At 66.1% G+C, this 25,964-nt stretch carries 17 protein-coding genes; 8 read left to right on the forward strand and 9 right to left on the reverse strand.

Annotated features, from left to right (window positions below; translation table 11 throughout):
* The 6 genes from A4R25_RS30230 to A4R25_RS30250 form a co-directional block, all read right to left on the reverse strand.
* Positions 1 to 736: transposase (locus A4R25_RS30230; RefSeq protein ID WP_197495005.1), on the reverse strand; the 736-nt coding region annotated here is incomplete at its 3' end.
* Positions 737 to 969: 233 nt separating this feature from the next.
* Positions 970 to 1,857 (reverse strand): hypothetical protein, encoded by an 888-nt coding sequence (locus A4R25_RS31350; protein WP_146074862.1) that lies wholly within the window; start codon positions 1,855 to 1,857, stop codon positions 970 to 972.
* Between the two features lie 4 nt (positions 1,858 to 1,861).
* Positions 1,862 to 8,029, reverse strand: coding sequence for an RHS repeat-associated core domain-containing protein (locus A4R25_RS32070; protein WP_197495006.1), 6,168 nt, complete (start codon positions 8,027 to 8,029; stop codon positions 1,862 to 1,864).
* Between the two features lie 125 nt (positions 8,030 to 8,154).
* Complete coding sequence (locus A4R25_RS30240; protein ID WP_197495007.1) at positions 8,155 to 10,935, reverse strand: DNRLRE domain-containing protein; 2,781 nt, start codon at positions 10,933 to 10,935, stop codon at positions 8,155 to 8,157.
* Between the two features lie 1,873 nt (positions 10,936 to 12,808).
* The gene (locus A4R25_RS30245; protein WP_146074865.1) at positions 12,809 to 13,366 is read right to left on the reverse strand and encodes a hypothetical protein; all 558 of its coding nucleotides are present in this window, start codon (positions 13,364 to 13,366) and stop codon (positions 12,809 to 12,811) included.
* A gap of 111 nt (positions 13,367 to 13,477) precedes the next feature.
* Positions 13,478 to 14,710, reverse strand: coding sequence for an IS701 family transposase (locus A4R25_RS30250; RefSeq protein ID WP_104114508.1), 1,233 nt, complete (start codon positions 14,708 to 14,710; stop codon positions 13,478 to 13,480).
* 236 nt (positions 14,711 to 14,946) lie between these two features.
* Between A4R25_RS30250 and A4R25_RS30255 the strand changes: the two genes are divergently transcribed.
* The 3 genes from A4R25_RS30255 (at position 14,947) to A4R25_RS30265 (ending at position 20,175) form a co-directional block, all read left to right on the forward strand.
* Positions 14,947 to 16,509, forward strand: a complete 1,563-nt coding sequence (locus A4R25_RS30255; protein ID WP_157539208.1) for a hypothetical protein — start codon at positions 14,947 to 14,949, stop codon at positions 16,507 to 16,509.
* A 676-nt stretch (positions 16,510 to 17,185) separates the two neighbouring features.
* A complete protein-coding gene (locus A4R25_RS30260; protein WP_064448883.1) occupies positions 17,186 to 19,615 on the forward strand; it encodes a CHAT domain-containing protein in 2,430 nt (809 codons plus the stop codon).
* 44 nt (positions 19,616 to 19,659) lie between these two features.
* Positions 19,660 to 20,175 (forward strand): trypco2 family protein, encoded by a 516-nt coding sequence (locus tag A4R25_RS30265; protein WP_064448884.1) that lies wholly within the window; start codon positions 19,660 to 19,662, stop codon positions 20,173 to 20,175.
* A gap of 416 nt (positions 20,176 to 20,591) precedes the next feature.
* Here A4R25_RS30265 and A4R25_RS30270 read toward each other — a convergent pair whose 3' ends face one another.
* Positions 20,592 to 21,632, reverse strand: a complete 1,041-nt coding sequence (locus tag A4R25_RS30270; RefSeq protein WP_231915673.1) for an IS256 family transposase — start codon at positions 21,630 to 21,632, stop codon at positions 20,592 to 20,594.
* Between the two features lie 199 nt (positions 21,633 to 21,831).
* On the opposite strand from A4R25_RS30270, the gene A4R25_RS31355 reads away from it, so the two are divergent.
* Complete coding sequence (locus A4R25_RS31355) at positions 21,832 to 22,341, forward strand: hypothetical protein (RefSeq protein ID WP_146074867.1); 510 nt, start codon at positions 21,832 to 21,834, stop codon at positions 22,339 to 22,341.
* A 254-nt stretch (positions 22,342 to 22,595) separates the two neighbouring features.
* Here A4R25_RS31355 and A4R25_RS30275 read toward each other — a convergent pair whose 3' ends face one another.
* A complete protein-coding gene (locus A4R25_RS30275; protein ID WP_064448885.1) occupies positions 22,596 to 23,234 on the reverse strand; it encodes a DUF4241 domain-containing protein in 639 nt (212 codons plus the stop codon).
* Positions 23,235 to 23,384: 150 nt separating this feature from the next.
* Here A4R25_RS30275 and A4R25_RS30280 point away from each other — a divergent pair, with 150 nt between their 5' ends.
* A complete protein-coding gene (locus A4R25_RS30280) occupies positions 23,385 to 23,654 on the forward strand; it encodes a hypothetical protein (protein WP_064448886.1) in 270 nt (89 codons plus the stop codon).
* A gap of 289 nt (positions 23,655 to 23,943) precedes the next feature.
* Positions 23,944 to 24,255, forward strand: coding sequence for a hypothetical protein (locus A4R25_RS30285; RefSeq protein WP_157539210.1), 312 nt, complete (start codon positions 23,944 to 23,946; stop codon positions 24,253 to 24,255).
* 99 nt (positions 24,256 to 24,354) lie between these two features.
* Here A4R25_RS30285 and A4R25_RS30290 read toward each other — a convergent pair whose 3' ends face one another.
* Complete coding sequence (locus A4R25_RS30290; protein ID WP_146074869.1) at positions 24,355 to 24,705, reverse strand: SMI1/KNR4 family protein; 351 nt, start codon at positions 24,703 to 24,705, stop codon at positions 24,355 to 24,357.
* 345 nt (positions 24,706 to 25,050) lie between these two features.
* Here A4R25_RS30290 and A4R25_RS30295 point away from each other — a divergent pair, with 345 nt between their 5' ends.
* Entirely contained in the window at positions 25,051 to 25,464 is a 414-nt protein-coding gene (locus A4R25_RS30295; RefSeq protein WP_064448889.1) for a hypothetical protein, read from the forward strand.
* Between the two features lie 55 nt (positions 25,465 to 25,519).
* A partial coding sequence (locus A4R25_RS30300) for a winged helix-turn-helix domain-containing protein (RefSeq protein ID WP_064448890.1) occupies positions 25,520 to 25,964 on the forward strand: 445 nt, incomplete at its 3' end.

The following is a 25,964-nucleotide window of genomic DNA, read 5'->3' on the forward strand; positions in this document are numbered from 1 at the left end:
AGCCGGCCGAGTCGGTGCGGATCAGGATCGGGGTGCCGTGCCGGTGGGAGTCCGGGATCTGGGCCAGGGCGGCGTCGAGGACGGTGATGTGGTCGGCGGTGGTGTTCGACCCGGCCCGGCCCTCCCGCAGCAGGCCGGACAGGGCCTCGCGGGTGTTGTCCAGGAAGCAGAACAACGGGTGGTAGCCGAAGGTCTTCTTCCAGGTCGGGGTCGCTGATTCCTTGTCCGAGTGGCACAGCACGATCGAGGCGTCCAGATCGAGGACCAGGCCGGGGACCGGCTGGCCAGCCGCGGTTGTCTGCGGGAGCCCGCCGCGGGTCTCGGCCAGCTGGGCCCAGGCCAGCTGGCGAGCCCGTGCCCGAGCGTCACGCAACCGACCCAGTGCCTCACCGTCCACGCCGGACAGGAGTCGCCACGCCGTCGGGTCCGACGCGACCGGACCGAACAAGTCCGCCTGGTCACGCAGCACGGCCAGGTCCGAGATCGCTTCACCACCGTCGGCGAGCATCACCGCCAGGTCCACCGCGACCCGGCCCGGGTCGTGCTGGCCACGCCGCCGCCGCAGACCGGCGAGGGCGTCGCCGAACGCCTCGGTCAGCCCGGTCACCTCCGCGACATCAGCCAGGAGACGAGCGCCGGCATGGCCGACCACGCCACGCCCGTCGGCACTCACGATGATCTTCGGGCGCGCTCCGGTAGCCTTCACTCGGTAAGTGCCTTCCGTGCGGGCGATCATGGGCCTTCGACAAGCCAGATCATCCCAGATCGGGAGGCACTTCCTCATTTCTGATCATGAACCACAGGCGGCCTTACTGAACGGCCGAGGCTAAGCCTGATCAACCCGATCTCAAACACGCTTCAAGGGATTACCCGAGGACCGTTGTGCTGGCGACGCGGCAAGCGTCCGACGCGGCCTCAACGGGACAGTGCCGAGTTTCCAGCATGAGGCCACTGCCGGGATGACCTGACTCAAGAGGAAATTTCCTCGATAGCGATGCGCCCTTTTCCATCCACAAAGGCCACATTTTTGCCATCCGGCGAGACACTGGGCGACGATGCATAATCTGTCTGACGGATTCGCCGAGATTGGCCGGTGCGAAGATCGACTTCAAGGACCTCCGCCGAGCCCTCGCGAGAGACTGTGACGACGGCTTTACTTCCTCCCGGAACTGGGGCTAGATCAGGGAACCCGTGCAGCTCCGGGCCTACCTGTTCCACGCCTCCCTGTTCCTTCAAGGCGGTCGTCAACCGCCAGACGCGCCGCTCGTAACCGTCCAGACGCTCAGGCCGGGGCTCATTGGTGGCAAGGAAAAAGATGCTTCCGTCGCCAACGACCACGGGGGACTTGGCTGACTTTCCCGACCGGCATGAATATTCTTTCCAATCCGTGGAGTAGCTGCCGACGGATTCCCCAAAAGGTTGAATTTCCCAACAACCATCCTTGCCTGTGCCGATATAGCCGCTCCGGCCATCGTCGGCCAAAGCAACAGCAGCGGTCTGTATTGACACGTCCAGGATGGTGGAGAAAGCTCCCGTGGTTTCTGAGTACGAGATCAGCCTTCCAAAGCCGTCGCACACCGCCCCCAGCCCCAACTTGCCCGGCTTGACAACGAACAAGAAATTAAGCGGACCACAAAGGTCGGGTATTTCCGCATTTGATACCAGTTTGCGTTCGCGGCCCGCATCGCGGAGCCATAACTCGCTACCCTCGGAGCCAACCTCCCGGAGAAAGTAGATCCTGTCCTGCGAAACCCACGCGACATCGTCAACCTGCGGCTGCCCCATAACTAACGGTGTGCAACCGCCCACAGCCACGAGCGCCACACACGCCGCCAGCTTCGAAAAAATCTTCTTCATCAGCTCACCTTTTAGGCGGGATCATTCGCAGGTTGCCGTCGCGCGTTGACCGGGTATACGGCCCCATCGTCGGCTTATATCCGTCGAGCATGGCAAGCAGGCGTGCCTCGATCTTCTGCTCAGCAGAGCTAGATGCGCCGACGGGGGCGACGTAGTTCCAGTTGGACATGACTTTCGCGCCGATGCGCGCTCCGACCTCGTTGTTATGTAGATCAGCGTTGGACTCTTCCGATCCCAACATTTCTCCCGGCTTATCACCATCCAGCTCATGCGCCGCACCGAGAGCCAGAGCCTCCTCGACGCTGAAGCCGTTAGCGGTCATCAACGCCATCCAATACGAATGCCTAAACGCGTTTCGCTCACCAAATATCCAATTTTTCTGTCCCTTCAGTCGGGTTGCACGCTCTTTCGCCTGTTCCGAAAGCCGAAAGGCGAGTATGCAGTTGTATCCCGGCATGCCACCGCACCACCCGGCTTGGTAGACGGGAACGCCGTCGGCAGTCGACTCTGCCTCGGCGTTGGCGCCTGGGCCGTCCTTGAGCGCGGTCGGGGGCTTGTTGTTTGGATTGGGGCCTGTCCGGTGGCGCGGCAGTGTCATGTCTCGGGAGCCGGCGCACCGCGGCCAGCAACCCTTGCGATCCTTTGCCCTGTTCTTGCGATTGCCTTTCTCATCGCCCATCCGGTAGTCCGGGCAACTCCGGACGGTCAGGCAGTCGGTGTCAATGAGGCCAGTAGGGTCGCTGAAGGTTGCGGGGTTGTGGTGCGAATAGGCGTAGCCGTGCCATTGCCTGGGATCAGTCATGTCCATGAGGGGGTCGACCGAGATGAAGCTTCCGATGGAGGGATCGTACAGGCGGGCGCCAAGGTGAGTGAGGCCCGTGTTGTCTTTGGTTCCGCCGACGAAGCCTTTGTCCATGCCGGTGGGCCAGGTGCCGGTGGTGGTGCCGCGTTCGGTGCCGAAGGGGTGGCTGCGGCGGCGGGCGGCGGTGAGGTCGGTGCTGGTGATGGTGGTTTCGGCGGTGCCGTGGTGGTCGCTGGCGATCCAGTGGAGGGTGCCGGTGGAGGTGCGGGTGGCGATGGTGCCGCCGGGGCCTGTGTAGTAGCGGGTTGCGGTGGCGGTGCTGGTGATGGGTTTGCGGATTTCGGTGCCGCCGGGGAGGTAGAGGGTGGCGCCGGTGGGGTCTTTGCGGATGAGGCGGTTGCCGTCGGCGTCGTAGAGGTAGCTGGTGGTGCCGGTGGTGTCTTGGGTGGTGGCGAGGTGGTTTTCCGGGTCCCAGGTGAGGGTTTGGGTCCCGGTGGGGCCGGGTCGGGTTTTGGTGTTGCCTGTTTCGTCGTAGGTGTAGGTGGCGGTGGTGGTGTTGGCGCCGCTGTTGGTGATGGTGGTGACGGCGTGGGGATGCGTGCCGGGCGCGCCGCCTTGTGCGGGGTAGGTGTAGGTGCGGGTGAGTGGGGTGGCGGTGTGTTGGGTTTCGGTGGCGCGGTTGTCGGTGCCGGGTTGGTAGGTGTAGCTGTGCCAGTAGGGTGCGGGTCCGCCGAGGTTGGCGGTGGTGCGTGAGGCGGGGGCGCAGTCGGCGTTGGTGGGGGTCCATGCCTCGGTGAGGCGGCGGAGGTAGTCGTAGGTGTAGCACTGGGTGTCGGTGCTACCGCCGGCGGGTGTGTCGTTGATTTTGGTGAGGTTGCCGGCGTTGTCGTAGGTGTAGCCGAGGTTGAAGATTTCTGGTTTGAGGGTGGGGATTGCGGAGGTGTTGGTGACGCGGCCGGTGTTCTCGTCGATGGTGCTGGTGATCTGGACCTGTTTGCCGACCTGGCCGAGGGTCTGTTGGGTGATCTGTCCGAGCTTGTTGTAGGTGATGGCGGTGTAGATCTGCGCTGCGGAGACGAGGCTGGTGATTTGGCCGATGTCGTTGAAGCCGTTGAACAGTTTCTCCTTGGCCAGACCGGCGGCAGCGGGCTGTTCGATGTTGGAGATTTGGCCGTTGGGCCGGTATGCGGTGGCGTATTGGTAGCTGCAGGGGGTGAGGGTTCCGGAGGCGCAGAGGCCGCCTTCACTTGGAGGGATGGTGACCTGGGTGGTGAGGGGCCGGCCGGCGGGGTCGAGGGTGAGGGTTTCGTTGGTGTAGGCGTTGGTGCTGCCGGCGGGTTCGTAGCGGGTGGAGCTGGTGAGCTTGCCGATGCCGTAGGTCAGGGTGTCGTAGACCCACTTGGCTCGAATCGGGCCGGTGGTAGAGCCGTCGCGGATGGTGGTCTTACGGCCGAGGTCGTCGTAGGTGTAGGCGAGGATCGTCTGGCGGTGGTCCTTGGTGGTGGTGAGCTGTCCGGCGGCGTCGTAGGTGTAGGTGGTGGTGCCGCGGTCGGGGTCGTCGTCGCGGATCTTGCGGCCGCGTTGGTCGTAGGTGTATCGCCAGGTGTTCGTCGCCGGGTCGATGAGGGAGGCGAGTTCGTCGCGGTCGGTGTAGGTGTAGCGGGCCTGCTCGAAGGTGGTGGCGTTGTCGCTGCCGACGTCGGCGGGGTTCTTGTACTGGCGCAGTGCGGTGGTGCGGCCGCGGGCGTCGGTGATGGTGGTGGTGGCGACGCCGCCGAGCGGTGGGGTGACGCTGGTCTTCTCGCCCTGGTAGCGGGTGGTGGTGCGCCACTTTTCGTTGGTGGTCTCGTTGACGCCGACCTTGAAGATGGCGTCGGTGAGGCGTTCGGCGCCGTCGTAGACGTTTTGGGTCAGGGCGGGCACGGCGGGGGTGCCGGCGCCGCCGTAGACGGTGGTGTCGGGTGGGGTGTTGGTTTTGTCGTAGTAGGGGGCGGTGGACCAGTCGAGCAGGCCGCGGGAGTCGTAGACGGTGTCGGTGAGGGTCCGTCCGCCGCCGGGTGCCTGGGTCTGGACTTGGCGGGCGCGCAGGAGGCCGTCGTAGAGGGTGATCGAGATGGCGTAGTTGCTGGTGCCGAGCGGGTTGTGGGTTTTGGTGGTGACGGCGGTGGCGGCGGTGTTGCGCAGCAGGTAGGTGTACTCGGTGCTCGGCGCGTTGGGGTAGGTGGCTTTGTCGCGTCCGGGTAGCCAGACCTTGGTGAGGTGGCCGAGTCCGTCGTAGGCGAGGTCGGTGCGGATGCTGTTCGCGTCGACGATGGCGGTGGGCAGGTTCCACGCTGGGGCGTAGTTGGTGGTGGTGGTCTGATCGAGGGCGTTCTTGACCGAGACGCTGGTCACCGGGCCGGTGGCCGGGCTGTAGGTGGTGGCGGTCTTGCGGTCGAGGGCGTCGTAGCTGTCGGTGACCCGGCCGTAGGAGTCGTAGGTCCAGCGGCCGGTGGTGATCCAGGTGGGCGTGGTGCCGCTCCACCGGTCGATGGCCTCGGTTTTGGCGACGTTGCCGTAGACGGGGAGATCGGTGTCCCAGTTGTTGGCGGCGTTGTCGTAGGTGGTGCGGGTCGACGACAGCATGTCGGCGGGCAGCGTGGGGGTGGCGGCGCAGTCGACGCCGACGGCTTCGGTGCGCTTGGGCAGGCCGAGTAGCCAGGTGGATGGGTTGCGGGCGTACCAGGTGCGGGTGCAGCGGTCGTCCGCGGTGGTGGATTCGTCGCCGAGGTCGTCGACCTGGGTGGGCAGGTTGTCGCTGTTGTAGGTGGTGACGGTCTTGGTCCAGCGGGTGGCGCCGGTGGACAGCTTGAGCCGGCTGCGGGTGGTGCCGGTGTTGGTCATCCAGGCCTTGAGGTTGCCGGAGCTGGCGGTGGGGCCTTGCTTGACCGGGGTGGTGATGGTGCCGGAGATCCAGCTGCCGCCCGCGCCGAGCAGGGTGGTTTCCTCGCGGATCATGCCGGCGTAGGCGTCGTGGTCCTCAACCGTGCCGTTTTGGGAGTCGGTGATCCACACGTCGCGGGTGCCGGTGGGCTGTTTGTCGTCGTCCATGCCCCGGAAGTAGAGGTACTCGGTGGCGGACTGGACGCCGGATTCCAGGCCGGTGCGCACGCGGATCTTTCCCCAGCCGCGGAACTCGCTCCAGGTGCGCTTTTTCTCGTCGGTGAGCTCGGAGTTGTCGTAGTGCCAGGCGGGGGTGTCGAGGTAGTCGTAGTTGGTCTGTTCGTGGGTGAAGCCGCCGGTGTTGTCGTAGACGTCGATGCGGTCGACGCGGTACTTGTGGAACCAGTCCAGGGTGGGCTCTTCGCCCTTGGGCCCGTAGTACTGCGGGAAGCAGCGTCTGGTGTTGCTCGCCGCGGCCGGCGTGTTGCCCCGCGTGCACTCGGGTTTTGAGTAGGTGATTCCGTACTGCGCGCCGGATTCGGTGGTCACGGTGTTGATGCGGTAACGGAACAGGTTGGAGCGTCCGTCGGCCGGCCCGTCCACGCGGTTGGCGAGGGGGTCGGCGCCGGGGTCGAAGACGATCTCGGGGACGGTGGCTTCGGCGCCGCCGGCGGTGGTGACCTTGCCGGTGCGGGTGATGCCCCTGAGCCACATCGGTGACGCGCCCACGTCACCGGACTGCAGGTAGGTGTGGCGCAGGGAGATCTCGTCGACGGTGCTGTAGGTGGCGCCGGAGCCGGACTGCACCTGTGTGGTGATCATGTTGAGTCGCTGGTTGGTCCAGAACGTCGGCGACAGTTGCTCGGTGCACGGCGCGGCGGTGCAGTACTGGTCCCAGGGGGTGTCGGGCCAGGACGCCTGGATGGCGGTGCTGCCCGACCAGCAGGAGCTGACACAGCGGTCGTCGTGGTCGAAGAGCACACGGGCGGCGGCGTAGGTGGTGACGGGTGCGTCGGTGCGGTTGCCGTATTCGACCTTGGTGAGGTAGCCGCCGCGGTCGTAGGTGGTGCGCTTGTTCTTGTCGCCTTCGCGGCCGTAGGCGCCGGGCTCCTTGCCGTAGAAATAGGTGATCGTGTTGCCGTGGGTGTCCACGACGTAGTCGAGGTTCCACCGCCAGGCTTCGGTGGCGCGGGATGCGGCGAATCCGCTGGTGTTGTAGCCGGGCTCGTCGGGGTGGTTGCCGTAGACGGGCACGGTCCAGGTGGAGTTCGTGGTCGTGGCGCCGGAGCTGCCACCGCCGCCGTGGTTGCGGCCGAAGTAGTACTGGGTGCCATCAGGTGTGGTCATCTTCCAGTACTCGTTGTTGTTGTCGTCGTTGCTGGTGTCGGTGGCCAGCTCGATCTTCGACCCGTCGTCGGTGACGCCCTTCCAGGTGTTGCCGCTGGACTTCACCAACTCGGTGGCCTGGCCGTTGAGCGAGACGGTGGCGTTGCCCTCCGGCTTGTACCAGCACAGGTCACCGCCGGACACGCTGCCGTTGTTGGCGTTCTTACCGCGGATCGGATCCTTGTCGTCGGCGCAGGCCTTGAACTTGCGTTCGATGTAGCCGGGCCACATGCTCCACCCGTCACCGATCCATGAACCCTGGGTGTTCGTGCCGCCGGTGAGTCCGTCCACCGCCGCTGACGAGTAGGACATGCTCAGCGCTGGCGCCAGGCCGCCGGGCACCGGCGGGACACTGACCGGGTACGACCAGGAGAACGCCCCGGTCTGCTCGGAGACCTGCCACGTGCTCGCCGCCGACAACGACGTCGCGGAGTAGTCACCGTTGTCACCCGACGGCGCGGCCGCCAGCGCCACCCGCGCTGATGGTGACAGCGTGACGGTGGCGCTGACCGTCTTGGCGGCGGCGTCGTTGGTGCTGGGCAGCGGCGTGCCGTCGGGCAGGGACACCAGCCGCAGCCGCGACGCCCAGTCACCACCGCGCTCGGCGGCGACCTCACGGTAGGACACCGTCAGATCGACAGCGCCGCCGTCTCTGCGGCCGTCGGCGCGTCGCACGTCCAGCACAAGACCCGACACCCCGGCGCTACGGGCGGCGGCCTTGTCCGCCAGGCTGACCGTCACTTGGCCGACCGCTTCCTCACCAGCGGCGGACGTCCGTGAGCGTCCCGGGTGCGGGCTGACCCAGACCGGCAGCGCGCCGGCGCGCTGCCGGCCTCCGGTGGTGAGGTCGACAGTCGCCGTGCCCGCCTGCGGCCAGCGCGCCGCTGTGCCCGTGGCGCGGACCTCACGCGCACCGGCGGTCCAGGACGGCCGCACCGTGTGCTTGAGCGGCTTGACCGCCACTCCCGTGACGTCCTTCGGCTTGGGAGGCTTCCACGGCGCCGCGCCTGCCGCATCAGCGGGCACCTGGGCGGTGACCACCGCCATGACGACAGCCAACATCGCGGCGATCGGAGTGCGCGCCTGCGACAGTCGGCGTCGGGAGGCCGCTCGGAGAGCGGATGGGGAGGAGGTCACGGACGGTCCTTCCTGCGATGACCGGGCAGACGCGGGAAACCAGACGTGGATCATTGGACGGCGAACTGGAGGACTTGGTCGTCGGACCACACGTACTGGCTGGCGTAGACGTGGTCGACGTCGCCCAGCCACCGTTCCGTGCCGGTGAATCCGCCGCCGAGGGTGAGCGGGCCGGTCGCCGACCAGCCACCCGCATAGGCGGCGGTGGCCTTCGTGCCGCCGATGAAATCGGGGCCGTTGACGTAAAGGGTGATCAGGCCGTTGGTGGGGTCCACCGATCCGACGAGGCTGACCCAGTCCCCCGGGGCGACGTAATCGCCGGTGCACGCTCCTGTACGGCCGCTGGTCGCCGAATCGCTGGTCGCGACCGTGAAGCACCACGCCGGATCGGGTGTGCCGTCGCCGGTGACGTCGCGGTCGGTGCGGTAGCCGAGGGTGAACATGCTCGTCGCCACCCCGTTCTGCGCCACCGCGGTGTGTGGCGCGGCCAGCGCCGTGTCGTCGGGGATCCTGACCCACGCTGCGACGGTGAAGCCGCTGACCGCGGAGGTGTTGAGCACCGGTGAGGCGGTGGTGAACACGCCGGTCCCGTCCAGGGTCGCCGCTGCCGCGTCAATCCGCCCCGGGCGGGTGTGCGGGTCGGTGGTCCCGCTGTAGACGGCGGGGAAGCCCGCCGGAACCGAGGCGGCGTCCTTGCCCTGGTCGTCGTCGAAGGTCCAGGCCCAGGAGTTACTGCTCGGGGTGACCAGGAACTCGTAGACCCGGGGGTCGGAGGTGGCGCCGGCGGCGTTGCGGGACTGCACCTGCAGCACGTTGAGCCCGTCACGCGCCGGGGTGATCGACTCGACGGTGCTCGTGCCGGTCACCTCCCGCAGCGACAGGTCGTCCCAGAACACGGTCTTGCCCGAGCCCGGGGTCATGCCGTTGTAGAGGCGCACGAACGCCTCCGTCGCGGTGGTCGGGACGGTGACCACGATCGACAGTTTCTGCCACGTGTCGGTCGCGGTCGGGCGGTTCGAGGCGAGGGTGGTGTAGCTGCCGGCGTTCATGTAGATCGGGACGATCGCCAACCCTCGCCAGTCGGTGACGGTCAGGCCCGTCGACGCCGGCACGTAGATCCACCCGGTGACCAGATAGCGTTTGCCGGGTTGCATGCCCAGCCGCAGACCGCCGTTGTCCCCGCCGACCGTGGCGTAGGTGAACGGCGCTCCCGCCGTGCCGCCGGTGGCCGTCGGGGTGATCTGCAGCGAGTCGGAGCTGTTGTGACCACGCGCTGTGGAACGGGCGATTGTGGCGTAGCCGCCGGCGGTGAAGCCGGTCAGGTTCGACGACACCTGTTGCTGGTTGGCGGTCAACTTCTCCGCCTGCGGGGCGCCGGCCGCCACCGTCACCGCGTTGCCCTGGTTGACCGAGTAGATGTACTCGCTGACGTCGCTGGCCGACCCCGGTCCGAAGGTGAACGAACCGGCCTGACCGGGGCCGCCGTTCCACGTGCCGGTGTCCTTCGGTGGATAGGTGGTCGCCGACACCGACGGCAGCGACGGATCCTGCGTGTTGACGGTGAACTGGAACCAACCCGTGGTGTCGCTGCACGTGGTCGCGTCGCAGGCGCGCACCCGCCAGAAGTAGACCCCGTCCGGCAGCGTCTTGCCCGACAAGGGCACGACCTTCCATGGCCTGGCCGTGCCTGACGCGACGCCGGTGACCGCCGTGCCGGACTTCGCCATCAACGTGCCCTTGGTGCTGTTGAACACCGCGTACTCCGCCCGCAGGGTGCCCCCGTCCGGGTCCGAGACCGTGGCCGTGAGCTGTGGTGTCCCCGAGCGCACCACCGCCGGCGAACTACACGCCGAGTAGCAGGAATCGATCTTCGGACCGGTGGGCACGTTCGGCGTCCGGTTGTACACCAACGTCACGTACGGGGTGTGCGCCGACGCCTCCGACGAGTTGAACTTCTTCCAGCCGGCGCTGCTGGACTCGCTCGACGCCCGCAGCCCGATCAGCGCCCACTGCTGCTCCACCGAGTCGAAGGCGGCTTGGAAGGACTTCTTCACCGACACCGACACCCAGCCGTCGGCGCATCCCCCGTAGCCCTTGGTACCGGTGGAAGTGCCGTCACGTTCCAGCCACGATGGCTGGTTACCCCAGCGAGCTGACGAGTCAGCCCAACTGACCAGCCACGACTCCCAACCCGCCGGATTGCAGGAGTAGGAGTGGTAGTTCCACAGGAACAGCTCCGCGCTGATCACCTGTGCGCCGTCGAGGCCGCCCAGCCGCTGGAAGTTCATCAACGTCCGCGCCTTGCAGCCCGACGGGCAGCCCTCGTTCGCGTCGACGACGTACCCTAACTTCAGGGTCGTGTCGCCGGACTTGTCGGTATTCGCGATCGTGTCCTGCACATACCCGTCGAACGCCGGCCCCAGATTCACCGACGGATCGATCGTCACCGGGTACGTCACCTTCGGATCCTGATAGAAGACCGGGTCCGGAGTCATCACCAGATCGACGCCGCCACCGGTCGCCACCGCCGCGACCTTGACGTCCGCCCGGTGCTGCGGCTCGCCAGAGGACAACGTCCGCGCGTCCCACATCTCACCCTGCGACACCGTCACCGGCGCGTCACCGGCAGCCGTCACCGCCGAGCGCGCCGCCGCCGCACCAGCACCCACCGACCACGGCAGACTGATCGACGAGACAGACGCAGCCGCCGCCGGCGTCTTCACCCGGAACGAGTACGCGAAACCAGACCGGCGCGCCTCGACCATCAGATCGACGCCCGGCTTCACCTCGGCATAGGTGGCCGTCGTGCCGTCAAGGGTCGGCTCCGGCAACACACCACGCCACCCCAACGCCACCCGAGAGGCACCACTACCGGCCGCCGCCAGCGCATCCGCATCCGCGGACCGCGCACCCGACAACCACAACCCACGCGCGTCCAACTTCGGAGCGACGCTGCCGTCCGAGCGCTTCTGCAACGCCAGGTCGAGATCTGCCCACTGCCCCGCGGCGTTCCTGGCTCGTACCGGGGCCGCAGACAACTCCGCGCGCACGGTTCCGTCCGGCTGCGCCCACGACCGCGACACCTCCGTCGTCGCGTCCGACACCAGCACCGGCTTACGGCTGCGATACGCCAACCGCATCGCCGACGCCTCATCCGCCGCCTGCAGCACACCGCTCTGCGCAGAGTCCTCCGAGGCGGAGCCGGCCTCCGCCGTCGCCGCCGACTGGTCGAAGATCACCGGCCCCGCAGATGTCGCCGCCAGAACAGCCGCCATCACCAGAGACACACGTCTCCCAGCGAAGACACGCGCACGCGTACTGAACCGCCACCGCAACACATCGCCCCCCGTGATCATGCCGACCGGCGACGCAGACGCTAGAGATCAGCACCAGTCTCTGTAAAGAGCGGTTACAACTTGCCACCACGAAACGCCTATAAATACTCAGAACCACACCCCCTCCGGGGGATGTCGTGACATGACGTAACGAGGCAAGCGCCGACTGAAGCGCGATCGGCTCATCCCTCGACGCCGGCAGGATTCTGACAACCACCGGCATCGCGCCCACTGCCCACGATGAACCGGCACTCGGCGCCCTCCGGCTGCGATAGCCGTTCGAACCACTGTTCCGCTTATTCACGGCGGCGCAGCCACGGCACGGGCCCAGTCGCGTCGATGCCTGGCCGAACACCAACCGGACGCGGCCTCGCCCGACCACTTCAGCCCCGCCGAAGAGGTCACCATTGAAGAAGGCCTGACCATAGGCTTACCGGTGGGATTCGAGTCTCAACCGGCGGGATCAGCACCGACGCGGCCACAACGACGCCGGTGCCTCACATCGATCCAACGCGACCGTCCCGATCGCGGCCGGCGAACTCGGCACGACAGCCGACGCGCCAGCGAAGCGGGGAGCATCAACGCCTGACCACTTCGGTCTTCTCTGGGAGGTCACGCCAGGCGCTTGCCCACATCGCCGCAGGTGAAGCCATCCGCTCTTCCCGGCATGGGTGAGCACTTCGGGTGCGGTGACCACTTCGCCAACCTGCACCCAATCTGCACCCACCTGTAAGGTGCGAGCCGCAACAAGCCCTTTACCGACCTAACCTGCGGATACTCCCCCACCAGGCGATATTGAGTGCCGTTGACTGCTGTTCGCTGCCGTTGAGTGCAGTTGTGTGAAGCAGGATGCCGCAGCGGCTCTGACCTGCGCAAATACGAAGCCGCAGGCAGGGGTGGGTGTAGTTGCGCGCCGTTGGGTGCCGTTCAACGCAGTTGAGGGCCGTTCAGTGCACCCCGTTGCTCCCAACATGCTCCCCGATCCAGGGCTTGCCGTAGGGTTGCTGCCGTCGAGCCGGTATGGCCGATCCTGCAGGTTGTCGGCAACCTGTCGTGGCTGCTGGCCAGAGCACCCTCGGGCTATGGCCGACGCCCGGTCAGCGACCGACAAGCTCCGGTGCTCCCGGTGCGCTCCCACGACCCGGCTGCCACAGCAATACGTGCCCCTGCCGCCACTTACGCACTACGGGGCCAGTGGTCGCCACCATCGGCGTTTCCTCCATGAGCTCAAGGATCGCTCTCAGCCTTTGTTCGTATTGGGCTACGGTCAGCCGATGTCCGCCGCCCACGCCGGGGATCAATGCCTTGTACCGATGGGGGAATGCCCCAGCACCCGCAACTCGATGTTGAAACGCGAATGCCCCTGCTGCTAGTCACCCAAGTCGCCGAGCATGGCGCCGCTCCCGCTGCCTCGCCGCCAACCGTAAGGTCGAATCGACGGCGAGGGCTCGTCACCCGCCCTACCTTCGCGGCGACGCAAACTGCCGCCACCGTAGCGGCGTGAGCCGATGCTGAGACGCGCCACATCTCTTACGGCCGCCTCGAACTGCAGGATGGAAGCCCGGTAGTTGTCCCATGCCTCGGCCCAGCCGTCGTCTTCGTCGAAGTGGTCGTACAGATCGTGATAGGCGTAAGCAAGCCGACGACCTGCGTCGTGCAGCTCTGGCGGTGCCGGCGTCATGAAGAACTTAGTGGTTGCTTCGTGGCGCTCGGCACGGAGGGCCGAGCCAGGCCGAGGCAGTTGGCGGAGCCTGGCGTCGATTATTTCGCCAGATGTCCTGTTGATGACCATGGCGAAGTCGGCGCTCGCAGCGAGGAGCCTGTCTACCGCGCGGTCTCGTCGCTCTGATCGGCGACGGAGAATCTCCCCGATCAGGACCAGCAAGCCACCCACGACCGCGCCAAACAGAGCCGTCAACGCCTCCACAAACACGATGATGACCCGCCGGAGCAAGGGGCGAGGGGCCAACTTGGACCAACGGCACGTAATACCACGGGCGGACGGTCAGAAGTTGAAGCGGAACCTAGTACTCCAACGTCACTTCGCCTGTCTGCGCTGGTAGTGGGCTCGTCGGGCTCGGGCTTGGGATGTTCGTCGCCAGATCGACCAGTGCAGGGTGTGCGCGGGTGGGAGCGTCACGGCGCGGACGAAGGCGTTGAGGAGTCGGCGGATCTCGGCGACGGTCAGCGCGATGATCTTCGGGTCGGTGTCGGGCTGCTGGGCTGCGAGGATGGTCAGGACGGCCAGGGCGAGCATGGCCAGGGTGATGAATCGGTGCCAGCCGGTCCAGCCGCGGACCTGGTAATGGTCCAGACCGACCTGACCTTTGCCGGTCTGGAACAACTCCTCGATGCTCCAACGAGAGCCGGCGACGGTCACGAGGGTGTGCAGCGGAACCGGTCGGGGTGACCAGCACAGGTAGAAGGCCCGCTCGCCGGTGCTCCGGTTACGGCGGATAAGCAGCCATCGGTGCTCGCCAGGTTGGGTGGCGGTGGTGATCCAGGCCCACAGGTAGTCGCGGGGACCTTTCGCGCCCGGCCCGCAGCTGTGGGGCTGCCACTCACGCCTGGGGATCCGGTCGGCGAGGTCGTCGACGCGGATCAAGGTGCGACCGTCGTTGACCACCACGCGTCGGTCGCAGCCGACGGCCAGGACGTAGCCGATCTGACGGTGTTCGAGGTCAGCACGCAGGCCGGGGTCGGCGCCGTAGACCTCGTCGCCGGTCACCCACCCGAACGGGACTCCGGCATCCAGTGCGGCGGCGATCATCTGCCGGGCGAGGGCAGGCTTCGTGGCGAACTCGATCTGGTCGGGGACGCCGGCAGCGGCGAGGCGGTCGGGCTGCTGACACCAGGTCGTCTCGGGTAGGTAGAGCCGACGGTCGATCATCGCCCGCCCCTCGGGCGACACGTAGGCCAGGAACACCCCGACCTGGCTGTTCTCGACACGTCCGGCGGTGCCGGTGTACTGCCGCTGGACCCCGACCGAGCACAGACCCTTCTTCAGGAAGCCGGTCTCGTCGCAGGCCAGCACCGCGTCGGGATGCCCGAGCTGCTCGATCAGCCAAGCCCGAGCGTCATCGCGGACGTCATCGGCGTCCCACAACGCGGTGCGCAGCAGCCGCTGCATCGCCTGCGGGTCGACGTGACCCGCCCGTTCGGCAAGCGACCAGCAGGTTTTGCGTTCCACGCCCGACAGCAGTCCTTCCACGAACTGCCCGGCGGTCCGGCGTGGCTCCGCCCGCACGAACCGGTCAGCGACACGCGTCACCGCCTCGTCGAGGATGACCCGCCATCCGACGGGGTCTACGCTGTGGCACGCGGCCACCGCACGATTTTCGGTTGTCCTCACAAACCATCGATGATCAACGCGGTGGCCGTCTTCATGCCTGCGCCACGCCCAACGCCGAAGCCAAGTGACGTTGGAGTACTAGAGTCTCAAACACGGGTGCGGATGGCCCACTGATACTTGCCATCACTTCCGAGGCCGCGATTGCGGAGGTTGGGATGGATCGGGGAGACAGACGCACCCGCGGAACGGCTCGGGCAGTTGTTGCCGTCACCGCGACCGCGCTGCTCGGGCTGGCTGGCAATGTGGTCACCAACCGCGTCGACCTGCCCGGGGAGCGGTGGCTGCTCGTGGTGCTGGGCGCCTTCCTGTTGCTGCTTGTGGTGGTTGCGACGGTGGAGGTGCGTTCTCGCAGCGACGGGTCGGCCGTGGCTCCAACGGCGACTGCTGAAGGTTCCGCAGGGCGCCGGACCTCCGATGGTTGTACTTGTGAGGCGCCGCTCCAAGAGCTCCAGGTGCGTACAGTGCCTCACCAGCCGGGCCCGTGGCCGCTGCGGGCGCTGGCCGAGTTGGAAAGCAGGCGGTACTCGATATCAGACAACCGCGTAAGGAAGGTGTTCGGCGTATCTGGCTGGGAAGGAACGCTGCGGAGGCTGTACCCCGAAATCCCGTTGGTGTCGCTGGGCGGCTGCACGTTCCCGATCTGGGCTGAGGTCGCGGCACCCGAGCTCAGAGGCGACCTCGACTCAGCGATTGGAAACATCACCGATCACGTCCGGCCCGACAGGCGTCGGTACGACGCGGAAGGTCGGGGTTTCGACCACCGTGGCAGGGCGGAGTTCCGACGCACCTACTGGCGGCGCGACGAAGTTCGGCGGTTCAACGCGGAGACGTTCGCGCTCGACAACATCGAGCGCCACGGGCCCGGCAGGTTCCGCATTCATGCCCGCTACGGCACCTACTTTCAGTCGGTGGGGACCTCGGAAATGCTTGAACGCGAGTTCATCGACGTCGTGAGTCGCCGGCCGAATGCCGTGTGGTCGCTGAGCGACTTCCCGCGACGTGCCTGGCTGCGAGAACGGGCTGACGGAAATGAACTCTTCAACGGCACCCACCGGGCGGCCGCCTTGTCGGTGGCAGCAGTAATGATCGTGAAGGAGAAGCAGGGGTACAGCGCGCTGTTGAGCCGGAGATCCGGGGACCTCAAGACGCATCCGGGCTTCCAGCATGTCTTTCCCTCCGGAATCCTCGCGCCGACCAGCTCCCGGTACGGCAGTGAGCGCGCGGAGTACTCGGTGAAACGAGCCTTCCTTCGCGAGTTCGCCGAGGAGCTCTTCGGGTACGACGACCTGGATTACGACAGCCGGGACCTCCGCGATCCACTCGGTGGCATCTGGCCGATCCAGCACCTGCTTAACGCCACCCAGCCCGCACCGATGGGGGAGCCACCGGCGGTCGAGATCAGATATACCGGCATCTCGGTGCCGCTACTTACCCTCCGCCCCGAGGTATACGTGCTCGTGCTGGTCCGTCAGCCAGGCTGGTTCGATGAGCTGGTAAGCGGAGCGGAGCTCAGGTGCCGACGGCACGGATTCAACCTGAACTGGGAGTTTGAGGACGACCGAGACGACATCGACGGCAAGAGACTGGACTCGATCCGCGTTGAACTCGACGATCAGTTCGAGCTCATCGGCAGGCAGCGGCTCAGTCCGCTCAACACCGTTCCTCACGCCGCCGCAGCGCTATGGCTGGGTGCACAGGTCGCTCGCGAGCTGGTGTAGCGGGCACTTTCGGGCCGGTAGGCGCTGGCTCTGCGCCCCCGACCGTCACCTCCGGGGAACGATGAGCTCCTCGGCGTCTTCGGCGCGCCCGAATCGGTCAGGGTTCGCTGGCCCTTGGCCTGGCTGGTGCCAGCTGGCGTAGGTGATAATGCCGACGACTTTTGATGCCGTCATGGTGGCGCTGGCCTAGAACGACCGCCGGTTCCTCCTATGGCGGAGCAGGATCAGGGCGGCGGTGGCCCCGACTGCGGCGGCCACCGCGACGGACACCAATCGATCGTGGGGTCGAGGAGGAGGCGCGGCCGTTGGTGGCGTGATGAGCTGATGCGGCGAATGGGCAGGATTCGCCCGGGCGCACCCGCCGCCGTGGCAGCGGCGCTCACCCTGCTGGTACGCCCCTCGGCCGGGCACGGCCAGCCGCATCCTCTCCGCCGACGGATCCTTCCCTACGCCCTGACCTTTCAGCCCAGGAGGATCGTATCGGCGCAGCCTCGGGACTTCACGGGAGGTCAGATGGCGAGAGACACTGTGTACCGAGCCGCGGCCAGACAGACGAGCTGGGAATGAGATGCGCGATCCGTATCCGATTGTAAGGTCCGACGCCTTGGACGCTCCTGCGAGTCGGGGTCTGCTCGGCTTGGGCCGGAAGCGCCGTGAAGCGGTTGCCCTGCCTCACGTGGGGGCGCACGAGGTGCTGGTCTTCCGGGTGGACGACCGGTACGTCGTCGATCGCGCTGAGCTGTCCCTCGACGGCGATCAGGTCGTGCGCGCCGATCAGGTCATCCTCGTCAACGTTGCCGAGGACGTTCCCGTGACCGCGGAACTGACGGTGCCGTCCGCGGAGGCCGCCGACTTCACCGTGCGTGTGACGTTCGCCTGTACGGTCACTGATCCGGCGCGGGTGGTGCGAGAGAACTTGAACGCTGAGTCGGTGCTCCTCGCCTACCTGCGGCGAGACACCGAGCTGAGCCACCTGGCGCTGAACTACCGCATGAGCGATCTCTACGCACTGCGTCGTGACGTTACGGCGCGGATCAGGGCGTACTCGACGGTCAAGCCGCCGGCCGCACACGGTTTGCGGATGAGCTTGGTCGGGGTGGAGGTGCTGACCCCGGAGGAGGTGGCCGCGTTCGAGCAGCTGCGCCGCCAGGCGGCGCAGGAACGCGACGTGGCCGCCGTGCGCCAGCAGCGGCAGGAGCAGCGGTTGCAGGCCGAGACGCTGGAGTTCCGGCGGCGTCAGCTCGAACTCGCCTTGGAGACGATCGGCGCTGATCCGATCAAGGCCCTGATCATGGCGCAGACGCGCGGCGAGCTCGACGCCAAGGAACTCGCCGACGGGTTGGCGCGGCTGGAACGGGAGCGTGAGGAGCGTGAGGACAAGCTAGACCACCGGCGCGAGGCGCGCGAGGACCACAAGCGGCAGCTCGAGATGAAGCTGGAGGTCCTACGGGAACTCGCTAAAAACGGCCACCTCGACATGGTGAACGTCAAGGTGGACCAGCTCTTCGCTGACCTTTCCGGCTCGGGTCATGAGCTGAGTGCGCCCCAGCGCGAGGCCGTCAACCGAGAGGGCGTCGCCCCGATGGAGCAGCCAGAAGAAGGCGAGAGGCCATCTGCGGCATCGGGGAGTGCCAGCTCGTGGAGCACCGGTGGTGATGAACGACCGCCCATCACGGACTCTCCGGGACAGGCACCACGTTTCCTGGTTGCGGAAGCACCGAGCCAGGTACCGCTGGGTGCCGAGCTCAGCCTTGTCGTCCGTATCACGAGCGCGAAGCCCGGCGCTCTGCCAGCCGCGGCTGCCCGGTTGAGCGATCTGATCGTGGCTGAAGACGGAACACCGGTCACCGTAACCGTGCACGCGCCACCAGCGCTGCACCTCGGTGGTCCGCGGCAGCACACCTTCCTGGTGCTGCCGCGCGACGACCCCGCGCCGGTCCGATTCGGGCTCGTAGCCTGTCGCATCGGCCTGCATCGCATCGAGGTCATGGCATGGGCCGGTGGAACTTTCCTTGCCTCAGTCTCGGTAGAGCTGTCCGTCGCGGCCAACGGATCCTACGGTCTAACAACACCGAAGGTCGCACCGCTCTACTCCATGCGTTCGCAGCCAGGAGAGGCCACCATGGAGGTTCGGTACACCGGTGGTCACTACGAGTTTCAACTTCGCTCCGATCTGGCGCTCTTCCCGCCCGTCACGATCTCGGTGGCGCAGGAGCCGAGGTCTGCGGTCGAGCAGGCGCTGGGAACCCTGCGGCAACTCGCAGACGGGAGCCGGCAGCACGATCAGGCGACCACCCGGCGTCTGCTGCGGGCCAGCGGGACTCGGCTATGGAACGAGATGGTTCCTGAGTTGATACGCGACCAATTCTGGCAGATCCGCTCACATATGACGGCGTTCACGATCGCGACCGACTACGACGCCCTGCCCTGGGAAATCCTTTATCCACTCGACGCTGGCCAGGACGAAGGATTCCTCGTCGAACGCATCCCGGTGGTACGTCGGACTTACGGTCAGTTCCGCGCCTTCACGGTGAATGTACGGGAGCCGCATTTCGTCGTGCCGTCCGGCGGGCCCAAGGATGTGGCAGCCGAGATCGCCGCGATCCGCAGCATCGTCGGCGGCGGCCAGCCCATCACCACCATGAGCGCGTTCCTCGAACTCGTCGAATCTGGTGCTATGGGAGCCGCCCACTTTGCTTGCCACAGCACCTTCGGGTTCGACGGTTCGAGGATCATGCTGGACGACGGCGCGCTGGAGCCGTGGATGCTGAGCGCCGCCGAAGCTCAGCGGGCCTTGGCATCGTCCCAGCCTGCCGTATTCATCAACGCGTGCCGCAGTGCTGGCACCGCCCCCAGCTACACGAGCATGATGGGGTGGGCCCAGAAATACATGGCTGCCGGTGCCGGTGCGTTCGTCGGCACGCTGTGGGCCGTGCGGTCCAGTAGTTCCGCCCAGTTCGCCGCCGCCTTCTACCAGGCACTGATGGACGGCGCCATGCTTGGCGAGGCTGCCCACGCGGCGCGGACCGCGGAGCACGAAGATCTGCTCGACCCGACGTGGCTGGCGTACACGGTGTACGGAGACCCCTTCGCTGTCGCCGCCTGAGCCCTCGACCCGTAGTGCCGCCGAGCGGAGACAGGAACCCAGAGGTGAACGTCGCAGACTACACCGCGCCCATTAACGAACTCGTCACCGCCGTGAAGAACGCTGTCAGCCAAGCGGACGTGTCAGCGGCCAACTCAGCCAAAGACATGCAGATAGGGTCTGTTCAACTAGTCCTCAATGCGGTTGCGACGACCAAAGCCGGCGGTAGCCTCGACTTCCGTATTCCGGTCATCGGCTGGAAGGTGACGGTCGGGGCGAGCCGTACCTGGCAGAGGACACACACAATCGACATCACCCTCGTACCCGAAGGTGCGCAGCCCCGCTACGAGATCCGGGACCACCTTGTCGAGGGCACCCTCGTCGAAGCGATCAACACTATCCGGGCAGCTATCGCCGCGGCTGGCGGAGGCGATGATCCCCTCGTGTTGAAGACGGGAAGCGTTGAACTGGTCTTCGCTGTCACCGACACCGGTTCCATCTCGGTAGGCGTGGACGGCGAACTCAGCGATGAGATCACGCACACGCTCAAGCTGGAACTGTTACCAGCGAAGACACCGTAACGAGCCGTCGGTCGGCGCCGGCGCTACAGTCCGTCCGTGGTCAGGCCCTCCTTCTACGCGCGGCCCGAGACCGAGGGCTGCGTTTTGAGCGTCGCCCCAGCGGTGGCGAGTTGGGACGCGGCTGGCTCGCGCGGTCAGGCGCGGTCCTCAGTATTCATCGACGGCGGCTGCACCACCGTCGCTCAGCAGGCTGTGAGCAATGCCGGCCCTCTCGCGTTGCGGCTGGACGTCGGGCTGGCGGATACGGCGCCGCTATACGCCTCCCACGACCTGGACAACTACCTGTTTCCGCTGGCGCCGCAGCTGGTGAGGCGGACGGGGCGGGACTTCGTCTCGGTATGGGCGACCAAGCGTCACGCAGCGGCATCCTCCGTGGCGGTCTGCCCGGCCGTACCGGTCGATGATCCTGGCGGGACCTACGTGTTCGACGTGACGACGACGGCACGAGGGTGTACAAGGAGCAGATTCGTGATCAGATCATGACTGCCAGCACGCTGCCGGGCGATGGCGTCGCGCTGCAGCTCGCGTTCGTTGTCGGACCCCGCCGGGCCTGGTCGAATCTGTGGAAGCCGACGATCGACGCCTTGGGAGCGATCCTCGGCCATGACGGCGGCGTGCGGGAGTGGAACGCCCGCGATGGGCGCATCACCGATCTCGGGCTGCACTGCGTCGTTGACCCCACCGTCGGCAGCCTGGTCCGGATCGCGATCCGGGCGTCCCCGGCCCAACACGTCGGCGACGCCGCGGTTGCGCAGTTCGGTGAGGTAGCCGACCCACTGCTTGGCACCCTCCCCGCCGATCCCGGCCCACATACCGAGCACGTCGCGTTCTCCGTCGAGGCTGATACCGACCACGACGTAGACGGGCCGGTTCGCGACCTGCCCCTCGCGGATCTTCATCACCAAGGCGTCGATGAACACCACCGGATACACCCTGTCGAGCGGCCGCTGCCGCCAGGCTTCCATCTCCTCCAGCACGCTGTCGGTGACCCGGCTGATCAATTCCCGGGACACGTCCGCGTCATACACGTCCGCCAGATGCGCGGAGATCTCCCCGGTGGTCAGGCCCTTGGCATACAGCGACAGGATCGCCTCGTTGAACCCGTCCAACCCGCGGACGTGCTTCGGCACGATCCGCGGCGTGAACGACCCGGCCCGGTCCCGAGGAACCTGGATCCGCACCGGCCCGACCTCGGTTTGCACCGTCTTCGCTCCGTGCCCGTTGCGAATGTTGCTCCGCCGACCCGATTCCTCGTCGACACCAGCGTCGTCAAGATGGGCATCCAGTTCGGCGTCGAGCGCTGATTCCAGGACCGTGCGGGTGATCCCCGCGGGGAGCCCACCCGGGCCGACCAACGAGACTCCGTCGGCCTTGGCCCGCTCGACCAGCTGCTGCGCGAACTCCACCTCAGCCGCCGTCGGTTCAGGAAGCTGAACCGCCTTCTTCTTGTCTGCCATGACGTGGTCCTTCCCGGACAGGAGCAACGTCCTGGCCAACGGACCACACCCAGGTCAAACACGGAAATCTACGCAGTCCCACTCGTCGCGCAGGCGTCAAGGTCCGCTTGACGTGACAAGCCAGGGCGACAGTCCGCTCCCAGACGAGCTTATCGACAGCAGACAGTGCCTACTTGCGCTCGACGCGTATCGTGAGCGGATGGAATGGTCGACTATCCTGGGCACAATCGTAGGTGCGATTGTCGGGCTTATTTCAGTTTTCTTGGCCGATCACCTTCGTTGGCGGCGTGAAAACAAAAGTCAGTTGCTGCAAGCGCGCCAACAGGTTTACGTCGATTTTCTCGCCGCTCTAAGTAAAGCCCACTCCGAAATGCGGTCGGTCGCGTTTCGTGGCGAGGTTTCTGATACTGAAATGCGTAACGCACTACTTGAGGCCATTGATGCATCAGGAATTTGGCGGCTGCGTCAAAGTGTTTCTCTGATTGGCTCGAGGCAACTCATGCATGAAGTAGTTGTAGCTGCTCGGAAGTTGGAAGGTGTGTGCGAAGCCTTGAGTTTGGATGCCGATGTTTCGGGCGATCGGTACATCAAGGCGCGAAACAACCTGTGGGCCGCCAATGCGGCTCTTCGTGAGTCGATGCGTAAGGATCTCGGAATTGCGGGAGATCCCGACCCCGACATGCATGCTTACCGTCATCTCGGAAACTGATATCAGCTTTACGACGACTTGCGTCCGGGAGGCTCGCAGAGTGCTTCCTTGCCTCGTGCCCGAGCCGTGCCCGATGCAAGGGTTAATACCGGCCATCACGAACCCGTGGCATGGCTGGAAGTAGCGCCCAGTAGCGACATTCCGTCATGGAACTACCGTCTGCGCAGATCAAGACGCTTCGCAAGCTGAGGGTGGCCGCCCGATCCTGGATGGTGCGCCCGCGAGTTCGTTGCCTCGGGGCGATGTCATGGAGGCTATTCGAGCGGCACGACGCGGAAATCGGTGACGAAGCTGGCGATGCGCCCGTCCGCGGTGTGACCTACATACGTTGCGTACACGCCGTCGCCCCATCCAGAGCCGACGACGTACACGTTGGCTCCGGTCCGCTCCTCCGCTACCGCGGAAACGACGGCGTCGATCGGGTCGTCCGGAACCTGCGCCGGAATGAAGACCTCGTCGATCCTCTCGAAGTCCCACTCGCGCAGTGCCTCGAGGGCGACCTGGTCGGCGAGCGTCCCGATACCCGAGTCGGCCGCGTACCCGAAGAAGTCCTCGTCGCCGAGTGAGGCGGCGTCCTGGCCTGGGAGCAGGGCCATGCTCCACGCCGCGACCGGTTCGTCCACCACCGTCAACTGCAAGGCGGTGATCCGTCGCTGCCCCTCGCCGCCGTCGGCATGCACCAGCGCCACCCAAGCCCGCAGCGGATACCTGCCGGGCGCCACCGAGCCAACGAAAGGAGTGGCCTGCGCCACCAGCGGATCACACCCCACGACCTTGCCGGACGGCAGCATCACCGGCCCAAGCTCGTACGGCTCGACACGATAGGTGACCCCATCGCTCTCGACGCGATACCCGGCGGTCAACACCGCATTGAGATCCGGCACGTAGGGCATGACGCGCAGCGTATCCAGGACACCGCCTCCGACCGAAAGCCGCGTCAGGCCACCGGCCGAGTTCCCACGCCCCCGGTGCGGCAAAGGAGTGCACGGGCCTCTGCTGGTCGGCGGCGGGCTGTGTGCCGTCCGACATGCGATCATCGCCGCATGTACGAGCGGGCGGACGAGTTGCGACGATTGCTCAACGAGTGGGATTTCATCGGTGTCTTCGATCCGGAGACCAACGTCGACGAGTACGACTGCATGCTTTCGCCGCTGTTGACGAGGCTGGCCGGTGGTGCGGACAGCAACGAGATTCGGGAGTACCTCGACGAGGAGATCCGCGGTCACTTCGGCATGTCGCCCGAGGGCGCCGGCACCGGGCCCATGGCCGAGCGTCTGGTTGCCTGGCGGGAGGTGGGAGACGGCGAGCACTGACCGATCTGGCGGGCCGCCGCGTCGGAGCGGGTGCTGCGTGACCTCGTCCGGGCTGGCTTCGCGTCTGCCCGGGCTGCCTCGGTCATTTGCCGAACGATCTCGGCGAACCCGACGACGGCCACGATTGAAGCCGGCCACCGCGCCATGCCGCCTCGGAGCCATTGATATTGGCCAGGCCCTCGGACGGCGGCAGATCAGTGCGGCTCCGTCTGGCGGCTGTGCCAGGCGGTCTCGTGAATCGTTCGGGCTGAGGTGGCCCGGTTCCTTCGGCGTATGTCACGCTCGGGCGGTGACGATCACCAGGCCGATGGTTGCCGGAGCGGTCGTTGCCCTCGCTGGGCACGGCCTTGCTGTTGGGTTCACGATCGCCCTGGCCACCGCCGCTGGTGGCGCCCCGAATGCAGACTTGGACGCCGGTGGCAGGTTCGCGGCGCTCTTCTTCGGCGTACTCACGTACGGCATCGCCCAGCTGGTGTTGCTGGGCAGCTGCTTCGCGCTGTCCGGACGGCTCGGCCGTGGGTCATCGTCTGGCCTCGTAGCTGGCTGGATATTGGGACTGGCCACGAGCCTGTACTACCTGTGCGGCGGGTTCGGCACCTAACGAATGCCCGGCCACCTGCACGCCATGACGCATACGGCAGGCGCGACCGAACGCTGCGCCCGGTCAGCGGCAGAAGAGCAAAGGGATCCCTCGGCACAATCAGATCCCGAGGCGTTCGATCAGCATCTCGATGTTGGGCGCAACCTCGATCCAGTCCGCCGCTGTGCTGAGGTAGATCACCGACGGTGCGACCGACGAAGGTCTGTAGTCCAACGCAAACGGCCGGTCAGGTCCGAGGTCACCGATCAGGAGAGACCGGTCGGGATCCACGTCGCCGGGCGGGCTCTGCCGGTCCGGTTGACCGAGGTAGAACCCGCGATAGTCCTCAGGGATGTCATCGAGCCAGCGCCTGTTGGCCGTCATCCGACTCAAAGGAAGGAACTGCGGCGCTACGGCGTCATCACGAAGACTTCCCGATACGTCGACGACGAGCGGTCTGGAGCTACCCACCGACCCTGCTGCAGCACCCGGAGCAGCGCAGACGGGGCCGACAAGCTGTCGATGATCATGTAACTATCGTCGGTGCTCCGAGCGGCCCCCACAAGACTTCGACGCACACCACCAGCGGCAGAAGAGGAAGCCGAACGCAGCAGTGTGCACCGATGGCAGGTGGCAGCCGTTGACAGCCGCTTAAGTCGACAAGCTGACAATACTGCGCATGACATAGGGCACTATCGTCGATAGCCTCCACTCACGCCATAACGGGACGCTAGCTCTCGCCTTGGCGGTTAACCCAGTTTGAAAGCAGATGTAAAGTTGGCGAAAAATGCGCAAGAGCGGTTCAGGGGCCAGTTGATGCTCCAGATCTCAGCCGGCCGGTTCTTCCGCGCTGGCATACCCATAAACGAGCACCTCCACCGGCACGCCGTCTATAGCAACGGCTGGCTCATCGAGTCCGTCGCAGTAGAGTTGCCCGTCGGAACCATTATCGGCTCCACCGGGATCCATGACATCTCCACCATCATGATCGAAGCAGTCGATCGGCTCGAGGCACAACGGCCAGATGGCACGAATGAATTCATGGTGGCGACCGGAGGATACGAGCTCGTCGATGACATCGCGTACGTGATGACTTTCGTCCTCAACCTGAACTTTTGTCGCAACCACGATCAGGTTCGCAGGCTGGTGACTCGCGTTGGCGGCGTTGGCCGACGTGACGGTGCCGCTACAGAGGTTGAAAGGCTGACGTCCGTCGGCGTGTCTGCGTGATCTGGGTCGATGTGGGCGGTAGGTCGGAGGCATGAGGTATCCGGCTGGTGGTGGCATGAACGCGGCAGCCCGGGTCCGGCGTGAGAAGGTCCGGATCCAGGCCGCGACCATGTTCGAGAAGTCCGTACCGACCGCGCAGATCGCTTCTGAGCTGCGGGTTTCCGAGAAGTCGGTGCGTCTGTGGCGACGGCAGTGGACTGCTGGCGGAACGGAGGCTCTGGCGTCGGCCGGGCCGGGAGGCTCGGACTGCAAACTCTCGGTTGAGCAGCTGAAACAGCTGGCCGGGATGCTCGACGAAGGGCCGATCGTGCACGGCTGGGACGATGCCCGCTGGACCCTCGCGCGGGTGGCCGAGGTGATCGAGCGCCGCTTCGGCGTCTCCTACACGCTGCGCGGGGTGTCCTATCTGCTGCATCGCATCGGGTACAGCCAGCAGGTTCCCACTCGTCGGGCGATCGAACGCGATCCCGAAACGATCACCGGCTGGCATCGCGGGCGGT

This window comes from Micromonospora sp. NBRC 110037 (assembly GCF_001652995.1).
Taxonomy (GTDB): Bacteria; Actinomycetota; Actinomycetes; order Mycobacteriales; family Micromonosporaceae; genus Micromonospora; species Micromonospora chalcea.

Coding starts and splice junctions, on each gene's coding strand:
- A4R25_RS30270 (WP_231915673.1), bottom strand. CDS start 21,632: ATGGCAGACAAGAAGAAGGCGGTTCAGCTTCCTGAACCGACGGCGGCT.
- A4R25_RS30280 (WP_064448886.1), top strand. CDS start 23,385: ATGTACGAGCGGGCGGACGAGTTGCGACGATTGCTCAACGAGTGGGAT.
- A4R25_RS30255 (WP_157539208.1), top strand. CDS start 14,947: ATGGATCGGGGAGACAGACGCACCCGCGGAACGGCTCGGGCAGTTGTT.
- A4R25_RS30275 (WP_064448885.1), bottom strand. CDS start 23,234: ATGCCCTACGTGCCGGATCTCAATGCGGTGTTGACCGCCGGGTATCGC.
- A4R25_RS30295 (WP_064448889.1), top strand. CDS start 25,051: ATGCTCCAGATCTCAGCCGGCCGGTTCTTCCGCGCTGGCATACCCATA.
- A4R25_RS32070 (WP_197495006.1), bottom strand. CDS start 8,029: ATGTTGGCTGTCGTCATGGCGGTGGTCACCGCCCAGGTGCCCGCTGAT.
- A4R25_RS31355 (WP_146074867.1), top strand. CDS start 21,832: ATGGAATGGTCGACTATCCTGGGCACAATCGTAGGTGCGATTGTCGGG.
- A4R25_RS31350 (WP_146074862.1), bottom strand. CDS start 1,857: ATGAAGAAGATTTTTTCGAAGCTGGCGGCGTGTGTGGCGCTCGTGGCT.